Raw genomic sequence first — 16868 nt, 5'->3', positions numbered from 1 at the left:
CGACCCTCGCTGCTGCGGCGTGCTGGGATGCGCGACGGCGACGGCGACGTCGACGCGCCACGGATCGCGGCGGCCATGGAACAGCTGCGCCACCGGGGCAAGGCCACGCTGCACGACCGGCTGCACCGGGTGCGGATGGCGCTCGGGTTGGCCGTCCAGGCGGGGCTGGCCGCGGCGCTGGCCTGGATCGTCTCCCACGAGCTGCTGCACAACCCGCAGCCGGTCTTCGCGCCGATCTCGGCGGTCGGCACCCTCGCCGCGTCGGTCGGCCAGCGGCTGCGGCGGACGGTCGAGCTGATCGTCGGGGTGGCGGTCGGGGTGTTCCTCGGCGACGTGCTGATCTATTTCCTGGGCACCGGCGGTTGGCAGCTCGGGATGGTGGTGACGGCGGCGATCCTGCTGACCATCTTCTTCGGCGCGAGCGTGGCGATCGTCATCCAGGCCGCCGCCACGGCCGTGCTGATCGTCACGCTCAGCCCGTCCACCGAGAACCTGGAGATACCGCGCTTCGTGGACGCGTTCGTCGGCGGCGGGATCGCGCTGGTGGTGACGGCGATCCTGCTGCCGCTGAACCCGCTGCGGGTGATCAACCGGGCCGCCCGGCCGGCGCTCGACCTGCTCGCCGACCAGCTCGACGTGGCCGCCGCCGCGCTGCGCGACCGTGACCGCGACAGCGCCCAACGTGCCCTGGAACGGCTCCGGGAGAACAAGGCGGAGCTGGCCACCTTCACGGAGGCGATCGAGGGCGCGAAGGAGACCAGCACCCTCTCCCCGGCCCGCTGGCACCGGCGCAGCGAGCTGACCCACTACGCCGACGCGGCCGAGCCCATCGACCGGGCGATGCGCAACAGCGGCACCCTGATCCGGCGCTCGGTCACCATGATCGAGGACGGCGAACCGGTGCCCGACCCCATGTCCGACGCGGTGGGCCACCTCGCCGAGGCGGTCCGCCTGCTCCGCCACGAGTTCGCCGTCGGGGCGGAGCCGGAGAAGGCCCGGGAACGGTCCCTGCGCGCCGTCAGCGAGGCCGGCCGGGCGTACGAGCAGGGGGTCGGGTTCTCCGGCAGCGTGGTGGTCGCGCAGGTGCGGACCACCGCCAGCGACCTGCTGGTGGCCTCCGGCATCGAGCAGCAGGAGGCGAACCGGCTGGTCCGCGAGTCGTTCGGCGAGCAGGAGAAGCCGGCCCCGGAGGCGGGCGAAGGCGAGCCCGGCCCCCGGAGGTCGCCCGCCGCCCCGTCCGTCGGCTGAGCGGCGGGGCCGCGCTCGGCCCCGCCCGGAGTCGGTCGGCTCAGCCCAGCTCGGCGAGGGCGGCCAGCAGGCGGTCGACGTCCCACGCCGTGCTGCCCAGGCCGAGGCTCGCCCGCAGGGCGGTCGGCGGCAGGTCCGTCCGGCCGCTGCGGGCCGCCGCCTCGGCGAGCAGCCGCCGGGCCAGCGGGTGGGCGCAGAACAGCCCGTCGCGGACCCCGACGTCGTGCCGGGCCGCCAGCTCCGCCGCCACCTCGCCCGAGTCCCGGCCGGCGACGACGAACGAGACGATGCCGACCCGGGGCGCGTCCGGCCCGAAGGTACGCAGCTCCACCACGTGCGGCAGGGCGGCCAGGCCCTGCCGGAGCCGGGCCAGCAGGGCCTGCTCCCGGGCGTGCAGCGCGTCCCGGTCGGCGTCGGCGAGGGCCGCGCAGACCGCCGCGAGGGCGACCGCGCCGAGCAGGTTGGGGGTGCCCGCCTCGTGCCGGGCCGGGCCGGCGGCCCAGCGCACCTGGTGGGTGGCGTCCCCGACGTGGCTGGTCGCGCCCCCACCCGCCAGGTACGGCGGGGCCGCGTCCAGCCAGTCGCCCCGCCCGAGCAGCACGCCCGCGCCGAACGGCGCGTACAGCTTGTGCCCGGACACGGCCAGGTAGTCCACGCCGAGCGCGGCGACGTCGACCGGCGCGTGCGGGGCGAGCTGGGCGGCGTCCACGGCGATCCGGGCGGCGTGCCGGCGGGCGACGGCGGCCAGCTCGGCCACCGGCCAGCGTTCCCCGGTCACGTTGCTGGCCCCGGTGACCGCCACCAGCACCGGCGGGCCGGCGGAGCGGCTGATGCCCGCGGCCCCCGGCGTCGCGTCCCGGCGCAGCTCGGTCAGCGCCGCGTCCAGCGCCCGGACCGCCTCGCCCGGGCTGGCCGGCACGGGCAGCCGCACCGAGCCGCGCGGCCAGGGCAGCAGGTTGGCGTGGTGCTCCCCGGCGAACGTCACCACCGTCGTCCCCGCGGGCAGGGCGCGGGCCAGCAGGTTCAGCGCGTCCGTCGTGTTGCGGGTGAAGATCACGTGGTCGCCGGGCCGGGCGCCGAAGAAGTCGCCGACGGTCTGCCGGGCCCGCTCGTAGGCGAGGGTGCAGCGCCGCGACAGCGCGCCCGCGCCGCGGTGCACGCTGGCGTACCAGGGGAGCAGCTCGGCCACGGCGTCGGCCGCCGCCCGCGCGCACGGCGCGCTGGCCGCGTGGTCCAGGTTGGTCTGGCCCGGCACGCCGAGCACGTCGAGCGGCCGCGACGACGCCGGCGCGGTCCACGCGGGCAGCGGGGCGGGCGGGGGTACGAGGGTGACGGTCATGTCGACCTCCGGGTCCGGGGACCCCGGGTGACGCCACCGGAGACGGGGTCCGCGCTTGCCCAGCGCCGGACGGGGCTGGGCCCGGTCATCACCCGGGGCACCCCACCGCGAACTCGACGAGGGTTGCCGGCCAGCAAGCCGGGGCTTGACGCTGGCGCTCGTGACCTGCCGACAGGATAACGGTCGGCGGATGCGCCCGGAACGGGCGGCGGGGGGTGACTACGCTGACAGAATGGCCGACACCCCACCCGGCGGCGCCCCGGTGCCGCCGTGGACCGCGCCCGACGTCCCCGCGCCGCCCGGCGGGTCCGCCCCCCGGATGCCGCTGCGTCGGCTGGGCTGGCGGCGGTTCCTGGTGCTGGCCCTGGTGGTGCTGCTGATCGCGGCATGCGCGGTCTACATGCTCTTCGTGCTCGGCTCCAACCTCGGGCCGCAGGCGCTGCTGATCGGGGTGGTCGCCGCGATCCTGCCGGTGCCGGTGCTGGTCTCCTGCTTCCTGTGGCTCGACCGGTACGAGCCGGAGCCGCTGAAATACCTGATCTTCTGCTTCGCGTGGGGCGCGTTCGTCTCGACGGCCGCCTCGCTGACCGTGAACGAGTTCTTCGCCGCCCGGTTCGCCGACTGGGGGCTGCCGAACGCCCTCACCGGCGTGCTCGTCGCCCCGTTCATCGAGGAGCTGACGAAGGCGCTCGGGCCCATCCTGCTGCTGATCTTCCGCCGCCGCGAGTGGTCCGGGATCACCGACGGCCTGGTCTACTGCGGGCTGTCGGCGGTCGGCTTCGCCATGGTGGAGAACATCCTCTACCTGGGCGGCTACGGCTACGCCTCCGGCGTCGACGAGTACGGCCCCGCCACCGGCGCGCGGCAGGTCATCGCGATCTTCATCGTCCGGATCCTGCTGTTCGGGTTCGCGCATCCGCTGTTCACCTCGATGACCGGGGTGGGGCTCGGCATCGCCGCCCGCACGGCCGACCGGCGGGTGCGGTTCCTCGCCCCGCTCGCGGGCCTGCTGCTGGCGATGATGCTGCACGGCACCTGGAACCTGCTGCCGTCGCTGGCCCAGGCCACCGGCCAGGCCATGATCGCCCTGTACGGCTACCTCGGCGTGATGGTGCCGATCTTCTTCGCCATGGTCGGGCTGGCCATCTGGCTGCGCGGCTGGGAGGGGCGGCTGACCGAGCGCACCCTGCCCGACTACGTGCGGGCGGGCTGGCTCACCCCGCCCGAGGTGGCGTCGCTGGGCAGCCTCGGCCGGCGGCACGCGGCCCGCACCTGGGCCCGCCGGGTGGCCGGCGACGCGGGCCTCAAGGCGATGCGGGGATACCAGTTCTCGGCCACCCGGCTGGCGCTGCTGCGCGACGGGATGCGCCGGGGGCTGGACCGTCGGCCCGCCGACCAGGAACGGACGATCAGGGAGGAACGGGAGCTGCTGGACGCGCTCACCGCGTACCGGGCGTTCTTCGTCGGCCGGGACCCGCAAACCCCCGTCGGCAGCTGGGACGGCCACCGCTACCACCTGCGGTTCCCCGACGGCTCGCAGCGCGCCGTCGACGCGCCGGACGAGCCGGTCGTGCCGATCCCCGTGGTGCTCGTCCCGCCGCCGCCTCCGGTCCCGGCCCACGCGGCCGGCTACGGCCCGCCCGGCTACGGCCCGCCCGGCTGGCACGGCCCCCACCAGCCCCCGCCCTGGCCGCCACGCGCGGGCTGACGGTCCGGCCGGAACTCCGGGCCGGCTCGGGGCGGCTCGCGCCGGGCCGGGCCGGGGCCGTCAGGCGTGATCAGGTCGGGCGTGATCAGGCCGGGCCGGGTCAGGTCGTGAGGCCGGTGAGGAAGTCACCCATGCCCTGGGCCATCGCCATCAGGCCCCCGCCGACCGACCGGCACACCTGCGCCGCGCCGTCCGGCCGGAACGCCACGAAGTAGATCAGGAACGCGACGCCGCCCCAGAGGAACACCTTCTTCACGAACACCGGCAGGCTCCCCTCCCCAGGGTGCTGGACGTGCCTGGCGTTCCCTTCGCGGACGGCCGCAAACGAAGCAGCCCCCGCCAGGCCGCGCACGATGCGCCCGGGGGGAGGAGTGTTAGGAGGGGGCCCCTGCTATACCGAAAGCGTTAACAGGGGGCCCTTCCTTACAGGTAGAGGCCGGTGGAGCCGGTGGTCTCCGCCTCGACGCGTTCGGCGGCCACGGCGTGCACGTCCCGCTCGCGCAGCAGCACGTACCCCCGGCCGTGCAGCTCGACCTCGGAGCGGTCGTCGGGGTCGAAGAGGACCCGGTCGCCGGAGACGATCGAGCGGACGTGGGGGCCCACGCCGACGGCGGTGGCCCAGGCGAGGCGCTTGCCGACGGCGGCGGTCGCCGGGATCACGATGCCGGCGGTGGAGCGGCGCTCACCCTCGCTCCCCTCCAACCGCACCAGCACCCGGTCGTGCAGCAGGCGGATCGGCAGGCCGGCGTCGAGGTTCTCATCGGCGGTCACGACGGAACGGTACCGCGTCCCCGCGGACCGGTCCGCCGGTGGTTACGGGGTTGCGGGCCGGGGCAATGTTGGCGCAACCGCCCTAGGCTGGGGCGGTCGGACGTATCCTGTCCCCCCTGTCGTCTGGGCGGGCGGGTTCTGCTGCGGGAGGTGCGCTTGAGCCGCTTCGAGCGGGTACGGGGACGGCTGCGCCGCGCGTACGAGTCGGGACGGGACGCGGTGCGGCAGGCCCGCGCCGACCCGACCGGGCGGGCCGACGTGACGGGCCCTCGGGCGCTGCCCGGCAGCATCGACGCGTCGGCCGAGGCCGGGGTGGCCTCGCCCCGCTCGCCGGGGCCGGTGGCACCGCCGTCGGCGATCGTGGTCGGCGCCGAGCCGCCCGCCGCGCTGCACAACTCCACCTCCAGCCGCGACGACGCCGACGTGCCGCACGCGCTGCGCATCGCGGCCGCCTGGTCGTGGCGGCTGATCGTCATCGGCGTCGTGTTCTGGGCGCTGCTGAAGATCGTCGCCACCGTCAGCATCGTGATCATCCCGCTGGCCATCGCCATGCTGCTCTCGGCGCTGCTCGCGCCGGCCGTTGGCTGGCTGCTGCGGGCGCGCTTCCCCCGCTCGCTGGCGACGGCGGTGGTGCTGGTCGGCGGCCTGGCCGCCGTGGTCGGCACGCTGACGCTGGTGGTCAACGAGTTCATCAAGGGCGTGCCGGAGCTGAGCAAGAAGTCCTCCGAGGGCGTCCGGCAGATCCAGGACTGGCTCAAGACCGGCCCGCTGCACCTGTCGGACAGCCAGCTCGACCGGTACATCGAGGAGGCCCAGTCCTGGATCAACAACAACACCGAGCGGTTCACCAGCGGGGCGGTCTCCACGGCGGCGACCCTGGCCGAGGTGCTCACCGGCATCGTGCTGGTGCTCTTCGCCACGTTCTTCTTCCTGCGTGACGGCAGCCGGATCTGGCGGTTCCTGGTGCGGCTGCTGCCGGTGGCGGCCCGGTGGAAGGTCGACGACGCCGGCCGGGCGTCCTGGGAGACGCTGGGCGCCTACGTGCGGGCCACGGTGCTGGTCGCGTTCATCGACGCGGTCGGCATCGGCACCTTCCTGGTCGTCTTCGACATCCCGTTCGCGTTCCCGCTGGCGGCGCTGGTCTTCCTGGGGGCGTTCATCCCGATCGTCGGGGCCGCGCTCTCCGGCGGGGTCGCGGTGCTGGTGGCGCTGGTCGACAGCGGCCCGGTCACCGCCCTGATCATCCTCGGCGTGGTGATCGGCGTGCAGCAGGTCGAGGGGCACGTGCTCCAGCCGCTGATCATGGGTCGGGCGGTGGCCATCCACCCGCTCGCGGTGATCATCGGCATCGCGGCGGGCGTGGTGCTCGCCGGGATCACCGGCGCGCTGGTCTCGGTGCCGCTGATCGCGGTGCTCAACACGGCCGTCCGCCGGCTCGCCGCGCGTACGGTGCCGGACACCCCGCCCGACGCCGTGGTGGTCGCCTCGCAGGCGCCCTGACCGGCCGGCGGGCAGACCGCCGACCGGGCCGCGTCACGACCTGCCGAGCCGCTCCAGCGCCCCCCGGGCCACCTCCGGGCGCGTCGTATACCAGAACGGGGGCAGCGAACGGCGCAGGAACGGGCCGTAGCCCCGGGCCGTCTCCAGCCGCGAGTCGAGCACCGCGACCACGCCCCGGTCGCCGGTGGCCCGGATCAGCCGGCCCACGCCCTGGGCCAGCCGGACCGCCGCGATCGGCACGCTGACGGCGGAGAACCCGGAGCCCCCGCCCGCGTCCACGGCGGCGGCGCGGGCCGCCGCGAGCGGCTCGTCCGGCCGGGGGAACGGCAACCGGTCGATCACCACGAGTTGGCAGGAGTCGCCCGGCACGTCGACCCCCTGCCACAGCGACATCACGCCGAACAGGCAGCTCGACTGCTCCTGGCGGAACCGGCGCACCAGCAGCGGCAGCGCCTCCTCGCCTTGGAGCAGGACCGGCAGGTCGGTCTTCGCGCGCAGCAGCTCCGCCGCCTGCTGCGCGGCCCGCCGGGAGGAGAACAGCCCGAGGGTACGCCCACCCAGCGCCCCGACCAGCGCCAGCAGCTCCTCGCCGGCCGCGTCGGGCAGCCCGGAGGCAGCGGGGCGGGGCAGGTGCGCCGCCACGTAGAGGATGCCCTGCCGGGCGTAGTCGAACGGGGAACCGACGTCGAGCGACCGCCAGCCCGGCCCCTCGGTGGCGGGCACGGTGCCGGTGGTGGGGCGGCTGCCCGGGGCGGCGGCCACCGGCGTCGCGCCGGCCGGGGCGTCCCCCCGGGCGGTCGCGGCGGCCAGCGCGGCGGCGGCCGGGGACGGCGGGGCGGGTGGCGGCGCCTCCAGCCCCAGCGCCCGGGCCACCGTGTCGAACCGGCCGCCCAGCGCCAGGGTCGCCGAGGTGGCGACGACGGTGCGCTCGTCATACAGGTGGGTGGCGAGGGTGCCGGCGACCGACAGCGGGGCCACCACCAAGGCCCGGCGGCTGCCGTTGTCGGGCTTCTCCACCCACGCCACGTCGTGCTCGGACTCCTCCAGCAGCCGCTGGGCGGTGGCCGACAGCTCGTCGAGCACCGCCTTGGCCTGCTGCTTGCGGACCGGGTCGGGGTCGTCGGACTTGACGTCGCCGATCGCGTCGAGCGCGGCCCGGGTGGCGGCGTCGAGCAGCGTGCACGCCTCGCGCAGCGGGCCGGGCAGACCGGCCGTGAGGCGACCGGCGGGGGCCTCGGCCAGCCCGACGGCGAGCGCGTCGCCGGCCTCGGTGAGCCGCTCGGCGACCTCCGGACGCAGCAGCGGCCGGGCCCGCCGGGTGGACCGGTCGATCAGCTCCGGCACCAGCTCGGCCTGGGCCGCCGAGGAGACCCGGTCGGCCAGCTCGTGCGCCTCGTCGACGATCAGCAGCTTGTGCGGCGGCACGATGTGCCGGCCGGCGATCATGTCGACGGCGAGCAGGCTGTGGTTGGTGACCACGATGTCGGCCTCCCGGGCGCGGGCCCGGGACGCCTCGGCGAAGCACTCCGCGCCGAACGGGCAGCGGGACGCCCCCACGCACTCCCGGGCCGGCATCGACACCAGCCGCCAGGCCAGGTCGTCGACGCCCGGGTCAAGCTCGTCGCGGTCGCCGGTCTCGGTCTCCATCGCCCAGTCGCGCAGCCGCTCGATCTGCTTGCCGAGCCGGCCCGCCTCGCCGAGCCACCTCCCGCCCCCGCCGCCCGCCCGGGGCTCGACGGCGTCGAACAGCGTGTCCGTCGGCTCGTCCTCCGTCGAGTTGTCCAGCCGGGCCAGGCACAGGTAGTGGTGGCGGCCCTTGAGCACGGCGAAGGTGGGCCGGCGGCCGAGCACCGGCTCCACCGCCTCGGCGAGCCGGGGCAGGTCGTGCTCGACGAGCTGGGACTGCAACGCCAGGGTCGCGGTGGAGACCACCACCGGGCCGTCCACGGTCAGGGCCGGGGCCAGGTAGCCCAGGGACTTGCCGGTGCCGGTGCCGGCCTGCACCAGCAGGTGCTCGCCGGAGGCCACGCACTCGGCGATCGCCGTGGCCATCTGCTGCTGGCCGGGGCGGGCCGCGCCGCCGGGGACCGCGCCGACCGCGGCGGCGAGCAGCTCACCGGCGTCGGCCCGCTTGCCGCGCCGCCGGGAGGTGCGGGGGAGGGCGGAACCGGGAGCGGTGCGCGGCGGAGTCACCGTGCGAAGGTACCCGTCGCCGCCGACACCGGTCCGCCCCCGCCCCGCGTGGCGGGGTCACGGTACGGAATCTCCCGGCATGGATTCCGTTACTTCCCCCCGCGCGATCGGTGGGCGGAATCGACTAGGGTGCGACTCATGCCGAGCGACGTGGTCCGCGTGATCTACCGCAAGTACGACGGCAGCGCCCACCGCGACTACCCGGCCCGCCTCCTGACCACGGACGACCTCGGCGTGTGGCTCGGCGTCCCGGCCGGCACCGAGTCCGTCTACCATGGCCGGCCGTCGGTCGAGCAGATCCCCTTCGTGCTGCTGGTGCCGCACCACGCCTGGTGGACGTGCATGTTCAACCCGCCGCCGCGCACGAGCGAGGTCTACTGCGACATCGCCACCCCGGCCCGCTGGGAGGGCGACGACACCGTCCACCTGTTCGACCTCGACCTCGACGTGGTGCGTCGTCGGGGCACCGGTCTGGTCGAGCTGCGCGACGAGGACGAGTTCGCCGAGCACCGGGAGCAGTTCGGCTACCCCGACGACCTGGTGGCCGAGGCGGAGGCCGCCTCCCGGTGGCTGCTGGGCGTGCTCGGCGACGGCAGCGAGCCGTTCGCCACGGCGTACCGGAAGTGGCTGGCCCTGGTGGTCTGAGCCCGGGTCGCCCGCGGCCCGCCGCCGGCCCTCCGGCCCGAGGCCAGCCCGCCGGCCCGCTCCCGGCCCCCGGCCGTCACGGGTGCGGCGGCCCGTCGGCCTCCGGCCCGAGGCCGGGCACCCGGGTCAGCTTGTCGGGGTTGAGCTGGTTGAAGACGCCGGTGATCCGGCCGTCGTGCACGGCGAAGGCGGTGACCAGGCGCAGCGGCCGACCGTCGGTGTGCACGGTCTCGAACTGCAACCCGAGCGCGCCGTCCACCAGCACCGGCCGGGACCGCACCCGCGCGCCGTAGCGGCCCGCCCGCCCGAACAGGCCCAGGACGAACCGGCCCACCGCGTCGGCGCCGGTGACCGGCCGCCGGGCCGCCGGGAAGTGCCCGCCGCCGTCGCCGATCAGCACCACGTCCGGGGCGAGCACCCGCACCAGTTCGGCCAGCTCGCCGGACTCGGTCGCCGCGACGAACGCGGCCACCACCCGCCGCTGCTCGGCCAGGTCGGCCGTGTGCCGGGGCGCGTCGGGCGCGGCGAGGGCCCGCCGGGCCCGCGAGGCGAGCTGCCGGGCGGCCACCGCCGTCGTGCCGAGCACCTCGGCGACCTCGCCGAACGGCACCGCGAACACGTCGTGCAGGACCAGGGCGACCCGCTGCTCGGGGCCGAGCCGCTCCAGCAGCACCAGCAGGGCCGTGCCGACCCGGTCGGCCCGGACGGCGCGTTCGGCCGGGTCGGGCGCGAAACCTTCGCCGTCCAGCGGCGTCACGACCGGCTCGGGCAGCCACTGCCCCGGGTACGTCTCCCGGCGCACCCGCGCCGAGCGCAGCACGTCCAGGCAGATCCGCCCGCAGGTGGTGGTGAGCCAGGCGGCCAGGTTGCCGACCTCCGCCCGCCTCGCCGGGTCGCCCAGCGCGCCGGCGCAGCGCAGCCAGGTCTCCTGCACGGCGTCCTCGGCCTCGCTGCGGCTGCCCAGCATCCGGTACGCCAGGGCGGTCAGCCGCCCCCGCTCCGCCTCGAACCCGTCGACCAGCTCCGGCACGCCGCCACCTTCCACGCGCATGATTCTCCCCACCCCTCGACGTCCCGGCGACCGCGAACGTGACACGGGCGCTCGACGGGCGGGAGTGGCCGGGGTGGGTGATGATCCAGTCATGAGCGGGTTCGATGGTGCGCGGTCAGATGTCGCCCACGCTGTCCGGGACGTCGTGCCGCCCGAGGGGGCGACGATGCGGGAGTTGCTGCGGGTGGGCGGGGGTGCCGTCGACCTGGCGGCGATCGATCCCCGGTCGACGCCGGGGCTGCCGGCGTCCGCCGCCGAGGGCGACGGGAGCCGCAAGGCGTGGGCGCGGGAGCAGGTGCGGCTGCTCGGCGCGGCCCTGGGGCGGCAGCAGGAGATGCTGTACGCCACCGCGCAGGCCGCCGCCGGCCCGGGCGCGCCCACCGGTGCTCCCACGACGGCCGACGTCGCGCCGGGGCGGGGCCGACCCGACCGGGTGCTGCTGGTGCTCCAGGCCATGGACTGCGGCGGCAAGGACGGCACGATCCGGCGGGTCGCCGGGGCGATGAACCCGCTCGGGCTGCACATCCGCTCGTTCGGCCCGCCCACCGACGAGGAGCGGCGGCACGACTTCCTGTGGCGGATCCGCCGGGCCCTGCCGCCGCCCGGGTACGTCGGGGTCTTCAACCGGTCGCACTACGAGGACGTGCTGATCGCCCGGGTGGAGTCGCTGGTGCCGGAGGCCACCTGGCGGGCCCGGTACGACGAGATCAACGCCTTCGAGCGGGAGCTGACCGGCTCCGGGGTGCGGCTGGTCAAGGTCATGCTGCACATCTCGCACGCCGAGCAGGGCGAGCGGCTGCTGGCGCGGCTGACCGACCCGACGAAGCACTGGAAGTACAACCCGAGCGACCTGGACTCCCGGGCCCGCTGGGGCGACTACCAGGCCGCGTACGCCGAGGCCCTGAGCCGGTGCGGCACGGACGCCGCGCCGTGGCACGTGGTGCCGGCCGACCGGAAGTGGTACCGCGACTGGGCGGTGGCGCACCTGCTGCGGGAGACGTTCGACGACCTGGATCTCGGGTATCCGCCGGCGGACTTCGACGTGGCGGCGGAGCGCAGCCGCCTGTGCGGCACCTGACCGGCGGCGCGACGGCGTCTGACCAGCGGCGCGCCCGCGTGGCGGTCGGGCGGCGCCGGCGTGGCGGTCGGGCGGCGGTTGCGGGCCGGCTGACCGGTTCCAGGTGAACGGCAGGTGAACGACCAGTAAATGGCGGCTGGCCAGGGGTGGGCCGACGAATTCGCGGCCCGGCCGTTTCCTAGCATTCCCGTTGCAGGCACCCCCGGGGCGTCCGCCACCCTTCCACCGACACGACGAGGTCCAGGCTGTGAAGTTTTCCTTCCGCCCCACCGAGGGCGCCTTCTACGAGCTCTTCACCAGGGCCGCGCAGAACCTGGTGCGGGGCACCGAGCTGCTCAACGAGCTGGCCCTGCCGGGCGTGGACGTGCAGTCGGTGAGCGAGCGGCTGACCGAGGTCGAGCACGACAGCGACCAGATCACCCACGACCTCTACAAGAAGATCAACTCCACCTTCATCACCCCGTTCGACCGGGAGGACATCTACCGGCTGGGGTCGCTGCTCGACGACGTGATGGACCACCTGGAGGCCGTGGGCAACCTGCTCTACCTCTACGGCCTGACCAAGCTGCCGGCGCTCCCGCGCGAGCTGCACGAGCTGGTCAACGTGCTGGACCAGCAGGCGAAGCTGACCGCCGAGGCGATGCCCCGGCTCAAGTCGATGAAGGATCTCGAGGACTACTGGATCGAGTGCAACCGGCTGGAGAACGACGGCGACCAGGCGTACCGGATGCTGCTGGTCCGCCTCTTCTCCGGCGAGTACGACGCCCTCACGGTGCTCAAGATGAAGGAGGTCGCCGACGAGTTGGAGGCCGCCTGCGACGCCTTCGAGCACGTGGCCAACACCGTCGAGACCATCGCGGTCAAGGAGTCCTGATCCTGTGAGTCCCGAACTCATCGCCGTGCTGGCGGTGATCGCGGTGGCCCTGGCGTTCGACTACACCAACGGCTTCCACGACGCCGCCAACGCGATCGCGACCAGCGTCTCCACCCGCGCCCTGACACCCCGCATGGCGCTCGCCCTCGCCGCCGTCGGCAACTTCGTCGGCGCCCACTTCGGCGCGGGGGTCGCCAAGACCGTCGGCGACAACCTCGTCACCCTGCCCACCGGCATCGCGAGCCTGGGGGTGGTCTTCGCCGGGGTGCTCGGCGCGATCGCCTGGAACCTGATCACCTGGTACTTCGGCCTGCCGTCGTCGTCCTCGCACGCGCTGTTCGGCGGCCTGGTCGGGGCGACCCTGCTGGCCACCGGCGGCATCGTGCAGTGGGTCAACATCGCCGAGAAGGTCCTGCTGCCGATGGTGCTCTCGCCGATCGTCGGCCTGACGCTGGGCTACCTGCTGATGCTGGCGATCCTGTGGCTGTTCCGCAACGGGCAGCCGGGCAAGCTGAACCGGGGCTTCCGCTGGGCGCAGACCGCGTCGGCGGCGGCCATGTCCGTCGGCCACGGCATGCAGGACGCCGCGAAGACCATGGGCATCGTGGTCCTCGCCCTCTACACGGGCGGCTTCCAGGACGACAAGACCCACATCCCCGGCTGGGTGTTCTGGACGTCGGCGGCGATGCTGGCGGCCGGCACGTACGCCGGTGGCTGGCGGATCATCCGGACGCTCGGCCGCAAGATCATCGACCTGGGCCCGCCGGAGGGCTTCGCCGCCGAGACGGTGGCCAGCTCGGTGCTCTACTTCAACGCGCTGGTGCTCCACGCGCCGATCTCCACCACCCACACGATCACCTCGGCGATCATGGGCGTGGGGGCGACGAAGCGGCTCTCCGCGGTGCGCTGGAACGTGGCCGGCAACATCGTGGTCGCGTGGATCATCACGTTCCCGGCGGCGGCGCTGATCGCCTGCGTCACCTACCTGCTGGTCCGCCCCCTCTTCGGCTGACGGCCTGCCGCGCTCGCCGTCCGGCGGTCCCGCCGCTCGCCGCTCGCCGCTCGCCGCCCGCCGCCCGCCGGCCCGGCGGTTAGGAAGGGCCCCCTGTACAACAGAATGCGTTAACAGGGGGCCCTTCCTTGCACCTCACTTGTACTGCACGCCGATCTGCTCGCGGATCGCGTCCAGCAGGCCCATCACCTCAAGCGTGGTGGCGTGCGGCACCAGCGGGCTCTCCGTCAGCCCCGCCGCGAGGCAGCGCTGCACCTCGATCGCCTCGTACTGGTAGCCGCCGCCGGTCAGGTCGGCCGGGATCGTCTCCGGCTCCGCCCCGGCCCGGTGCAGCGTCGCCGACGGCGGCCGGAAGAACGGCGCGGGCAGGTCGATGCGTCCGGCGGTGCCGGTGATCGAGGCGACCAGCGGGCTGGCCCCGATCATGCCGCAGCTCAGCGTCGCCACGGCCCCCGAGTCGTAGCCGAACACGATGCCGGTGTTCTCGTCGACCCCCTCCGGGCCGATCTTCGCCCACGACCGCACGTGCTGCGGGACGCCGAGCAGCAGGTGGGCCAGGCTGACCGGGTAGACGCCCAGGTCCAGCAGCGCGCCCCCGCCCAGCGCGCGGGCCCGCATCCGGCTCTCCGGCGCGAACGGCCCGGCCACCCCGAAGTCGGCCTGCACGCCGGTGACCTGCCCGATCGCCCCCTCGGCGAGCAGCTCGACCACCCGCAGGATCAGCGGGTTCGTGCGCATCCACATGGCCTCCATGAGGAAGACCCCCCGGGAGCGGGCCGCCTCGACCAGCTCGGTGCTGTCGGCCAGGTCGAGGGTGAACGGCTTCTCCACCAGCACCGCCCGGCCCGCCGCCAGGCAGATCATGGTGGCCTCGTGGTGCGCCGCGTGCGGGGTCGCCACGTAGATCGCGTCCACCTCGTCGTCGGCGGCCAGCTCCGCCCAGGAGCCGTACGCCCGCTGCGCGCCGTGCCGGTCTGCGAACGCCCGTGCCGCCTCCGGCGTCCGCGAGCCGACCGCGACCAGCTCGGCCCCCGGCACGTGCCGCAGGTCCTCGGCGAAACAGCCGGCGATGTGGCCGGTGGCCAGAATGCCCCAACGTGTCATGCGCCCACGCTAGCCGGGCGGGAGCCGACCCCCCACCGCCGCCGGACCAGCCGATCCATCCTGCGGGACTACGCTCGCGGCATGACGATCGACAGCCACGGTTTCCCCGCCCCGCCGGCCCTCGTCGAGCACGCCCGGCGGTTCCGCGCCGAGGGCGGCACGCCCGCGCGGCCCCGGGTCGCGGCCACCGTGCTGCTGCTGCGCCCGGCCGGCGACGACTTCGAGGTGTACGTCATCCGTCGCGTCGCCGCGATGGCCTTCGGCGGCGTGTACGCGTTTCCCGGCGGCGGGGTGGACCCGTCCGACTCGGCGGCGCACCTCGACTGGGCCGGGCCCGAGCCGGCGGGCTGGGCCGGGCGGCTGGGCGTCGCGCCGGACGCCGCCCAGGCGGTGGTGTGCGCCGCCGCCCGCGAGGTCTTCGAGGAGTCCGGGGTGCTGCTGGCCGGCGCGGACCCGTCGACCGTGGTGGGCGACGTCAGCGGGGACGACTGGGAGGCCGCCCGGCAGGACCTGGAGGCCCGCCGGCGGGGCTTCGCCGAGCTGCTCGCCGGGCGGGGGCTGACCCTCCGGTCGGACCTGCTGCTGCCGTGGAGCCGGTGGATCACCCCGGAGTTCGAGCCGCGCCGCTTCGACACGTACTTCTTCGTGGCCCTGCTGCCGACGGGGCAGCGCACCCGGGACGTCTCCGGCGAGGCCGACCACACCATGTGGGTACGCCCGGCGGACGCCCTGGCCCGCGCGGAGGCCGGCGAGCTGACCATGCTGCCGCCGACCCTGGTGACGCTGGCCGAGGTGGCCGCCGCCGGCGACCTGGCCGGGGTGGCCCGGGCGTCGGCCACCCGCGACGCGGCGACGCCGATCACCCCCCGCCTGGAGCTGCCGGCCGACGGCGAGCCCCGCTTCGTGCTCGGCTGAGCGCCCTTGACCTGAAGGCGGCTTCAACTCCTAGCGTGGGCGTGCCGGTTCGCCCAGCGGGCCGGTTCGCCAACGGGGAGGGGCCGCGATGGAGTTCAGGGAGTACAGCCGGGACGAGCTCGCCGCGCAGCCGATCGGCTGGTGGAGCGGGGAGGCGTACCGCCGGGTGGTGGGGGAGATCCGCGCGGCGCTGGCCGTCGAGCAGCTCACCCAGCCGCACTGGTGGACGCTCAACCACGTCGCCGGCGACCCCGGCCGCTGGGGGCGGACGACGCTCGCCGAGCGGTTGACGCCGTACGACGATCTCGGCACGGACTTCGGCGGCGTGTTCGACGACCTGGTCGGGCGCGGCTGGCTGACCGAGGCGGACGGGGCGTTCCGGCTCACCGAGGCGGGCGAGGCCGGTCGGCTGCGGGCCCGCGACCGCACGTCTCGGGCTCACTCGCGGGTGCGGGCCGGCATCACCGCGGACGAGTACGCCGCGACGATCGACGTCCTGCGCCGGGTGGTCGCCAACCTCGGCGGCGACGGCAACCTGCCCTGACGGCGGCGCGGCCCGCCGGGCGCGGCGCTCGGGTTAGGAAGGGCCCCCTGTACGACAGAATGCGTTAACAGGGGGCCCTTCCTTGCACAGCTCCTTGCACGCGGCTCAGCCGAAGCGGCCCGTGATGTAGTCCTCGGTCTTCTTCTGGCTCGGGTTGCTGAAGATCTTCTGCGTGTTGTCGTACTCGATGAGGCGGCCCGGGTCGCCCGTCTTCTCGATCGAGAAGAAGGCCGTGCGGTCGGAGACGCGGGCGGCCTGCTGCATGTTGTGCGTGACGATGATGATGGTGAACTTGTCCTTGAGCTGGAACATCAGGTCCTCGATCGCCAGCGTGGAGATCGGGTCCAGCGCCGAGCACGGCTCGTCCATTAGCACCACCTGCGGCTCGACGGCGATCGTGCGGGCGATGCAGAGCCGCTGCTGCTGGCCGCCGGACAGGCCCGCGCCCGGCTTGCCGAGGCGGTCCTTCACCTCGTTCCAGAGGTTCGCCGCGCGCAGCGAGTTCTCGGCCGCCTCGTCCAGGATGGACTTCTTGCGCACCCCGTTGAGCCGCAGCCCGGCCACCACGTTCTCGTAGATACTCATGGTGGGGAACGGGTTGGGCCGCTGGAAGACCATGCCGATCATCCGACGTACGGCGGTGACGTCCACGTCGCGGTCGTAGATGTTCTGCCCGTCGATGGTGAGGTCGCCCTCGACGCGGGCGCCCGGCAGCACCTCGTGCATCCGGTTGATCGACCGCAGGAACGTCGACTTGCCGCAGCCGGACGGCCCGATGAGGGCGGTCACGGTCTTCGGCTCGACGGTCAGGTTGATGTTCTCGATCGCCTTGAAGCCGCCGTAGTAGGCGGTGACGTTGGTGGCGTCGACGCGCTTGGCCATGGTG

16 protein-coding genes and 1 riboswitch are annotated in these 16868 nt (G+C 74.7%); of the genes, 9 read left to right on the top strand and 7 right to left on the bottom strand.

The genetic code is table 11. The features are described 5' to 3' along the window. Positions 1–27 precede the first annotated feature (27 nt). Entirely contained in the window at positions 28–1248 is a 1221-nt protein-coding gene (locus tag ACVMYR_RS13745; protein ID WP_091278125.1) for an FUSC family protein, read from the top strand. Between the two features lie 40 nt (positions 1249–1288). Here the strand turns inward: ACVMYR_RS13745 and ACVMYR_RS13740 are convergent, their stop codons facing one another. Beyond that, complete coding sequence (locus ACVMYR_RS13740; protein WP_396789676.1) at positions 1289–2587, bottom strand: aminotransferase class V-fold PLP-dependent enzyme; 1299 nt, start codon at positions 2585–2587, stop codon at positions 1289–1291. A gap of 46 nt (positions 2588–2633) precedes the next feature. After that, a riboswitch (SAM riboswitch) is annotated at positions 2634–2753 on the bottom strand. Positions 2754–2819: 66 nt separating this feature from the next. On the opposite strand from ACVMYR_RS13740, the gene ACVMYR_RS13735 reads away from it, so the two are divergent. Continuing rightward, positions 2820–4295: a PrsW family intramembrane metalloprotease gene (locus ACVMYR_RS13735; RefSeq protein ID WP_457121940.1), complete on the top strand. Its 1476-nt coding sequence runs from the start codon at positions 2820–2822 to the stop codon at positions 4293–4295. A gap of 100 nt (positions 4296–4395) precedes the next feature. On the opposite strand, the gene ACVMYR_RS13730 is transcribed toward ACVMYR_RS13735, so the two are convergent. Beyond that, positions 4396–4557, bottom strand: a complete 162-nt coding sequence (locus ACVMYR_RS13730; protein WP_176734157.1) for a hypothetical protein — start codon at positions 4555–4557, stop codon at positions 4396–4398. 161 nt (positions 4558–4718) lie between these two features. After that, a complete protein-coding gene (locus ACVMYR_RS13725; RefSeq protein ID WP_043965186.1) occupies positions 4719–5066 on the bottom strand; it encodes a GroES family chaperonin in 348 nt (115 codons plus the stop codon). 87 nt (positions 5067–5153) lie between these two features. Between ACVMYR_RS13725 and ACVMYR_RS13720 the strand changes: the two genes are divergently transcribed. Next, entirely contained in the window at positions 5154–6566 is a 1413-nt protein-coding gene (locus ACVMYR_RS13720; RefSeq protein WP_377536828.1) for an AI-2E family transporter, read from the top strand. 33 nt (positions 6567–6599) lie between these two features. Here ACVMYR_RS13720 and ACVMYR_RS13715 read toward each other — a convergent pair whose 3' ends face one another. Further along, the gene (locus ACVMYR_RS13715; RefSeq protein WP_457121939.1) at positions 6600–8759 is read right to left on the bottom strand and encodes an ATP-dependent DNA helicase; all 2160 of its coding nucleotides are present in this window, start codon (positions 8757–8759) and stop codon (positions 6600–6602) included. A gap of 138 nt (positions 8760–8897) precedes the next feature. On the opposite strand from ACVMYR_RS13715, the gene ACVMYR_RS13710 reads away from it, so the two are divergent. Further along, positions 8898–9404: a DUF402 domain-containing protein gene (locus tag ACVMYR_RS13710; protein ID WP_043965189.1), complete on the top strand. Its 507-nt coding sequence runs from the start codon at positions 8898–8900 to the stop codon at positions 9402–9404. A gap of 76 nt (positions 9405–9480) precedes the next feature. On the opposite strand, the gene sigJ is transcribed toward ACVMYR_RS13710, so the two are convergent. Beyond that, entirely contained in the window at positions 9481–10455 is a 975-nt protein-coding gene (gene sigJ, locus ACVMYR_RS13705; protein ID WP_457121938.1) for an RNA polymerase sigma factor SigJ, read from the bottom strand. A 166-nt stretch (positions 10456–10621) separates the two neighbouring features. Between sigJ and ACVMYR_RS13700 the strand changes: the two genes are divergently transcribed. From ACVMYR_RS13700 to ACVMYR_RS13690, 3 genes are all read left to right on the top strand, one after another. Continuing rightward, entirely contained in the window at positions 10622–11533 is a 912-nt protein-coding gene (locus ACVMYR_RS13700; protein WP_198956611.1) for a PPK2 family polyphosphate kinase, read from the top strand. 247 nt (positions 11534–11780) lie between these two features. Further along, entirely contained in the window at positions 11781–12407 is a 627-nt protein-coding gene (locus tag ACVMYR_RS13695) for a DUF47 domain-containing protein (RefSeq protein WP_043965192.1), read from the top strand. 4 nt (positions 12408–12411) lie between these two features. After that, the gene (locus tag ACVMYR_RS13690) at positions 12412–13419 is read left to right on the top strand and encodes an inorganic phosphate transporter (RefSeq protein WP_077938139.1); all 1008 of its coding nucleotides are present in this window, start codon (positions 12412–12414) and stop codon (positions 13417–13419) included. Positions 13420–13554: 135 nt separating this feature from the next. Here ACVMYR_RS13690 and ACVMYR_RS13685 read toward each other — a convergent pair whose 3' ends face one another. Then, positions 13555–14523 (bottom strand): Gfo/Idh/MocA family protein, encoded by a 969-nt coding sequence (locus ACVMYR_RS13685; protein WP_431892225.1) that lies wholly within the window; start codon positions 14521–14523, stop codon positions 13555–13557. 81 nt (positions 14524–14604) lie between these two features. Here ACVMYR_RS13685 and ACVMYR_RS13680 point away from each other — a divergent pair, with 81 nt between their 5' ends. Together ACVMYR_RS13680 and ACVMYR_RS13675 are read left to right on the top strand one after the other, a co-directional pair. Further along, positions 14605–15438: an NUDIX hydrolase gene (locus ACVMYR_RS13680; RefSeq protein WP_363631476.1), complete on the top strand. Its 834-nt coding sequence runs from the start codon at positions 14605–14607 to the stop codon at positions 15436–15438. Between the two features lie 88 nt (positions 15439–15526). Then, the gene (locus ACVMYR_RS13675; protein WP_457121937.1) at positions 15527–15982 is read left to right on the top strand and encodes a hypothetical protein; all 456 of its coding nucleotides are present in this window, start codon (positions 15527–15529) and stop codon (positions 15980–15982) included. A gap of 105 nt (positions 15983–16087) precedes the next feature. Here the strand turns inward: ACVMYR_RS13675 and pstB are convergent, their stop codons facing one another. Next, on the bottom strand, positions 16088–16864 hold the full coding sequence (gene pstB / locus ACVMYR_RS13670) for a phosphate ABC transporter ATP-binding protein PstB (protein ID WP_074472378.1): 777 nt from the start codon (positions 16862–16864) through the stop codon (positions 16088–16090). Positions 16865–16868: the final 4 nt, after the last annotated feature.

This window comes from Micromonospora sp. PTRAS2 (assembly GCF_054052245.1).
This window is presented reverse-complemented; position numbering and strand designations above follow the sequence as displayed.

Bases quoted from the DNA above. Each gene is read 5' to 3' on its own strand.
- ACVMYR_RS13740 (WP_396789676.1), bottom strand. From the start codon at position 2,587: ATGACCGTCACCCTCGTACCCCCGCCCGCCCCGCTGCCCGCGTGGACC.
- pstB (WP_074472378.1), bottom strand. From the start codon at position 16,864: ATGGCCAAGCGCGTCGACGCCACCAACGTCACCGCCTACTACGGCGGC.
- ACVMYR_RS13685 (WP_431892225.1), bottom strand. From the start codon at position 14,523: ATGACACGTTGGGGCATTCTGGCCACCGGCCACATCGCCGGCTGTTTC.
- ACVMYR_RS13680 (WP_363631476.1), top strand. From the start codon at position 14,605: ATGACGATCGACAGCCACGGTTTCCCCGCCCCGCCGGCCCTCGTCGAG.
- sigJ (WP_457121938.1), bottom strand. From the start codon at position 10,455: ATGCGCGTGGAAGGTGGCGGCGTGCCGGAGCTGGTCGACGGGTTCGAG.
- ACVMYR_RS13745 (WP_091278125.1), top strand. From the start codon at position 28: ATGCGCGACGGCGACGGCGACGTCGACGCGCCACGGATCGCGGCGGCC.
- ACVMYR_RS13700 (WP_198956611.1), top strand. From the start codon at position 10,622: ATGCGGGAGTTGCTGCGGGTGGGCGGGGGTGCCGTCGACCTGGCGGCG.
- ACVMYR_RS13735 (WP_457121940.1), top strand. From the start codon at position 2,820: ATGGCCGACACCCCACCCGGCGGCGCCCCGGTGCCGCCGTGGACCGCG.
- ACVMYR_RS13675 (WP_457121937.1), top strand. From the start codon at position 15,527: ATGGAGTTCAGGGAGTACAGCCGGGACGAGCTCGCCGCGCAGCCGATC.
- ACVMYR_RS13710 (WP_043965189.1), top strand. From the start codon at position 8,898: ATGCCGAGCGACGTGGTCCGCGTGATCTACCGCAAGTACGACGGCAGC.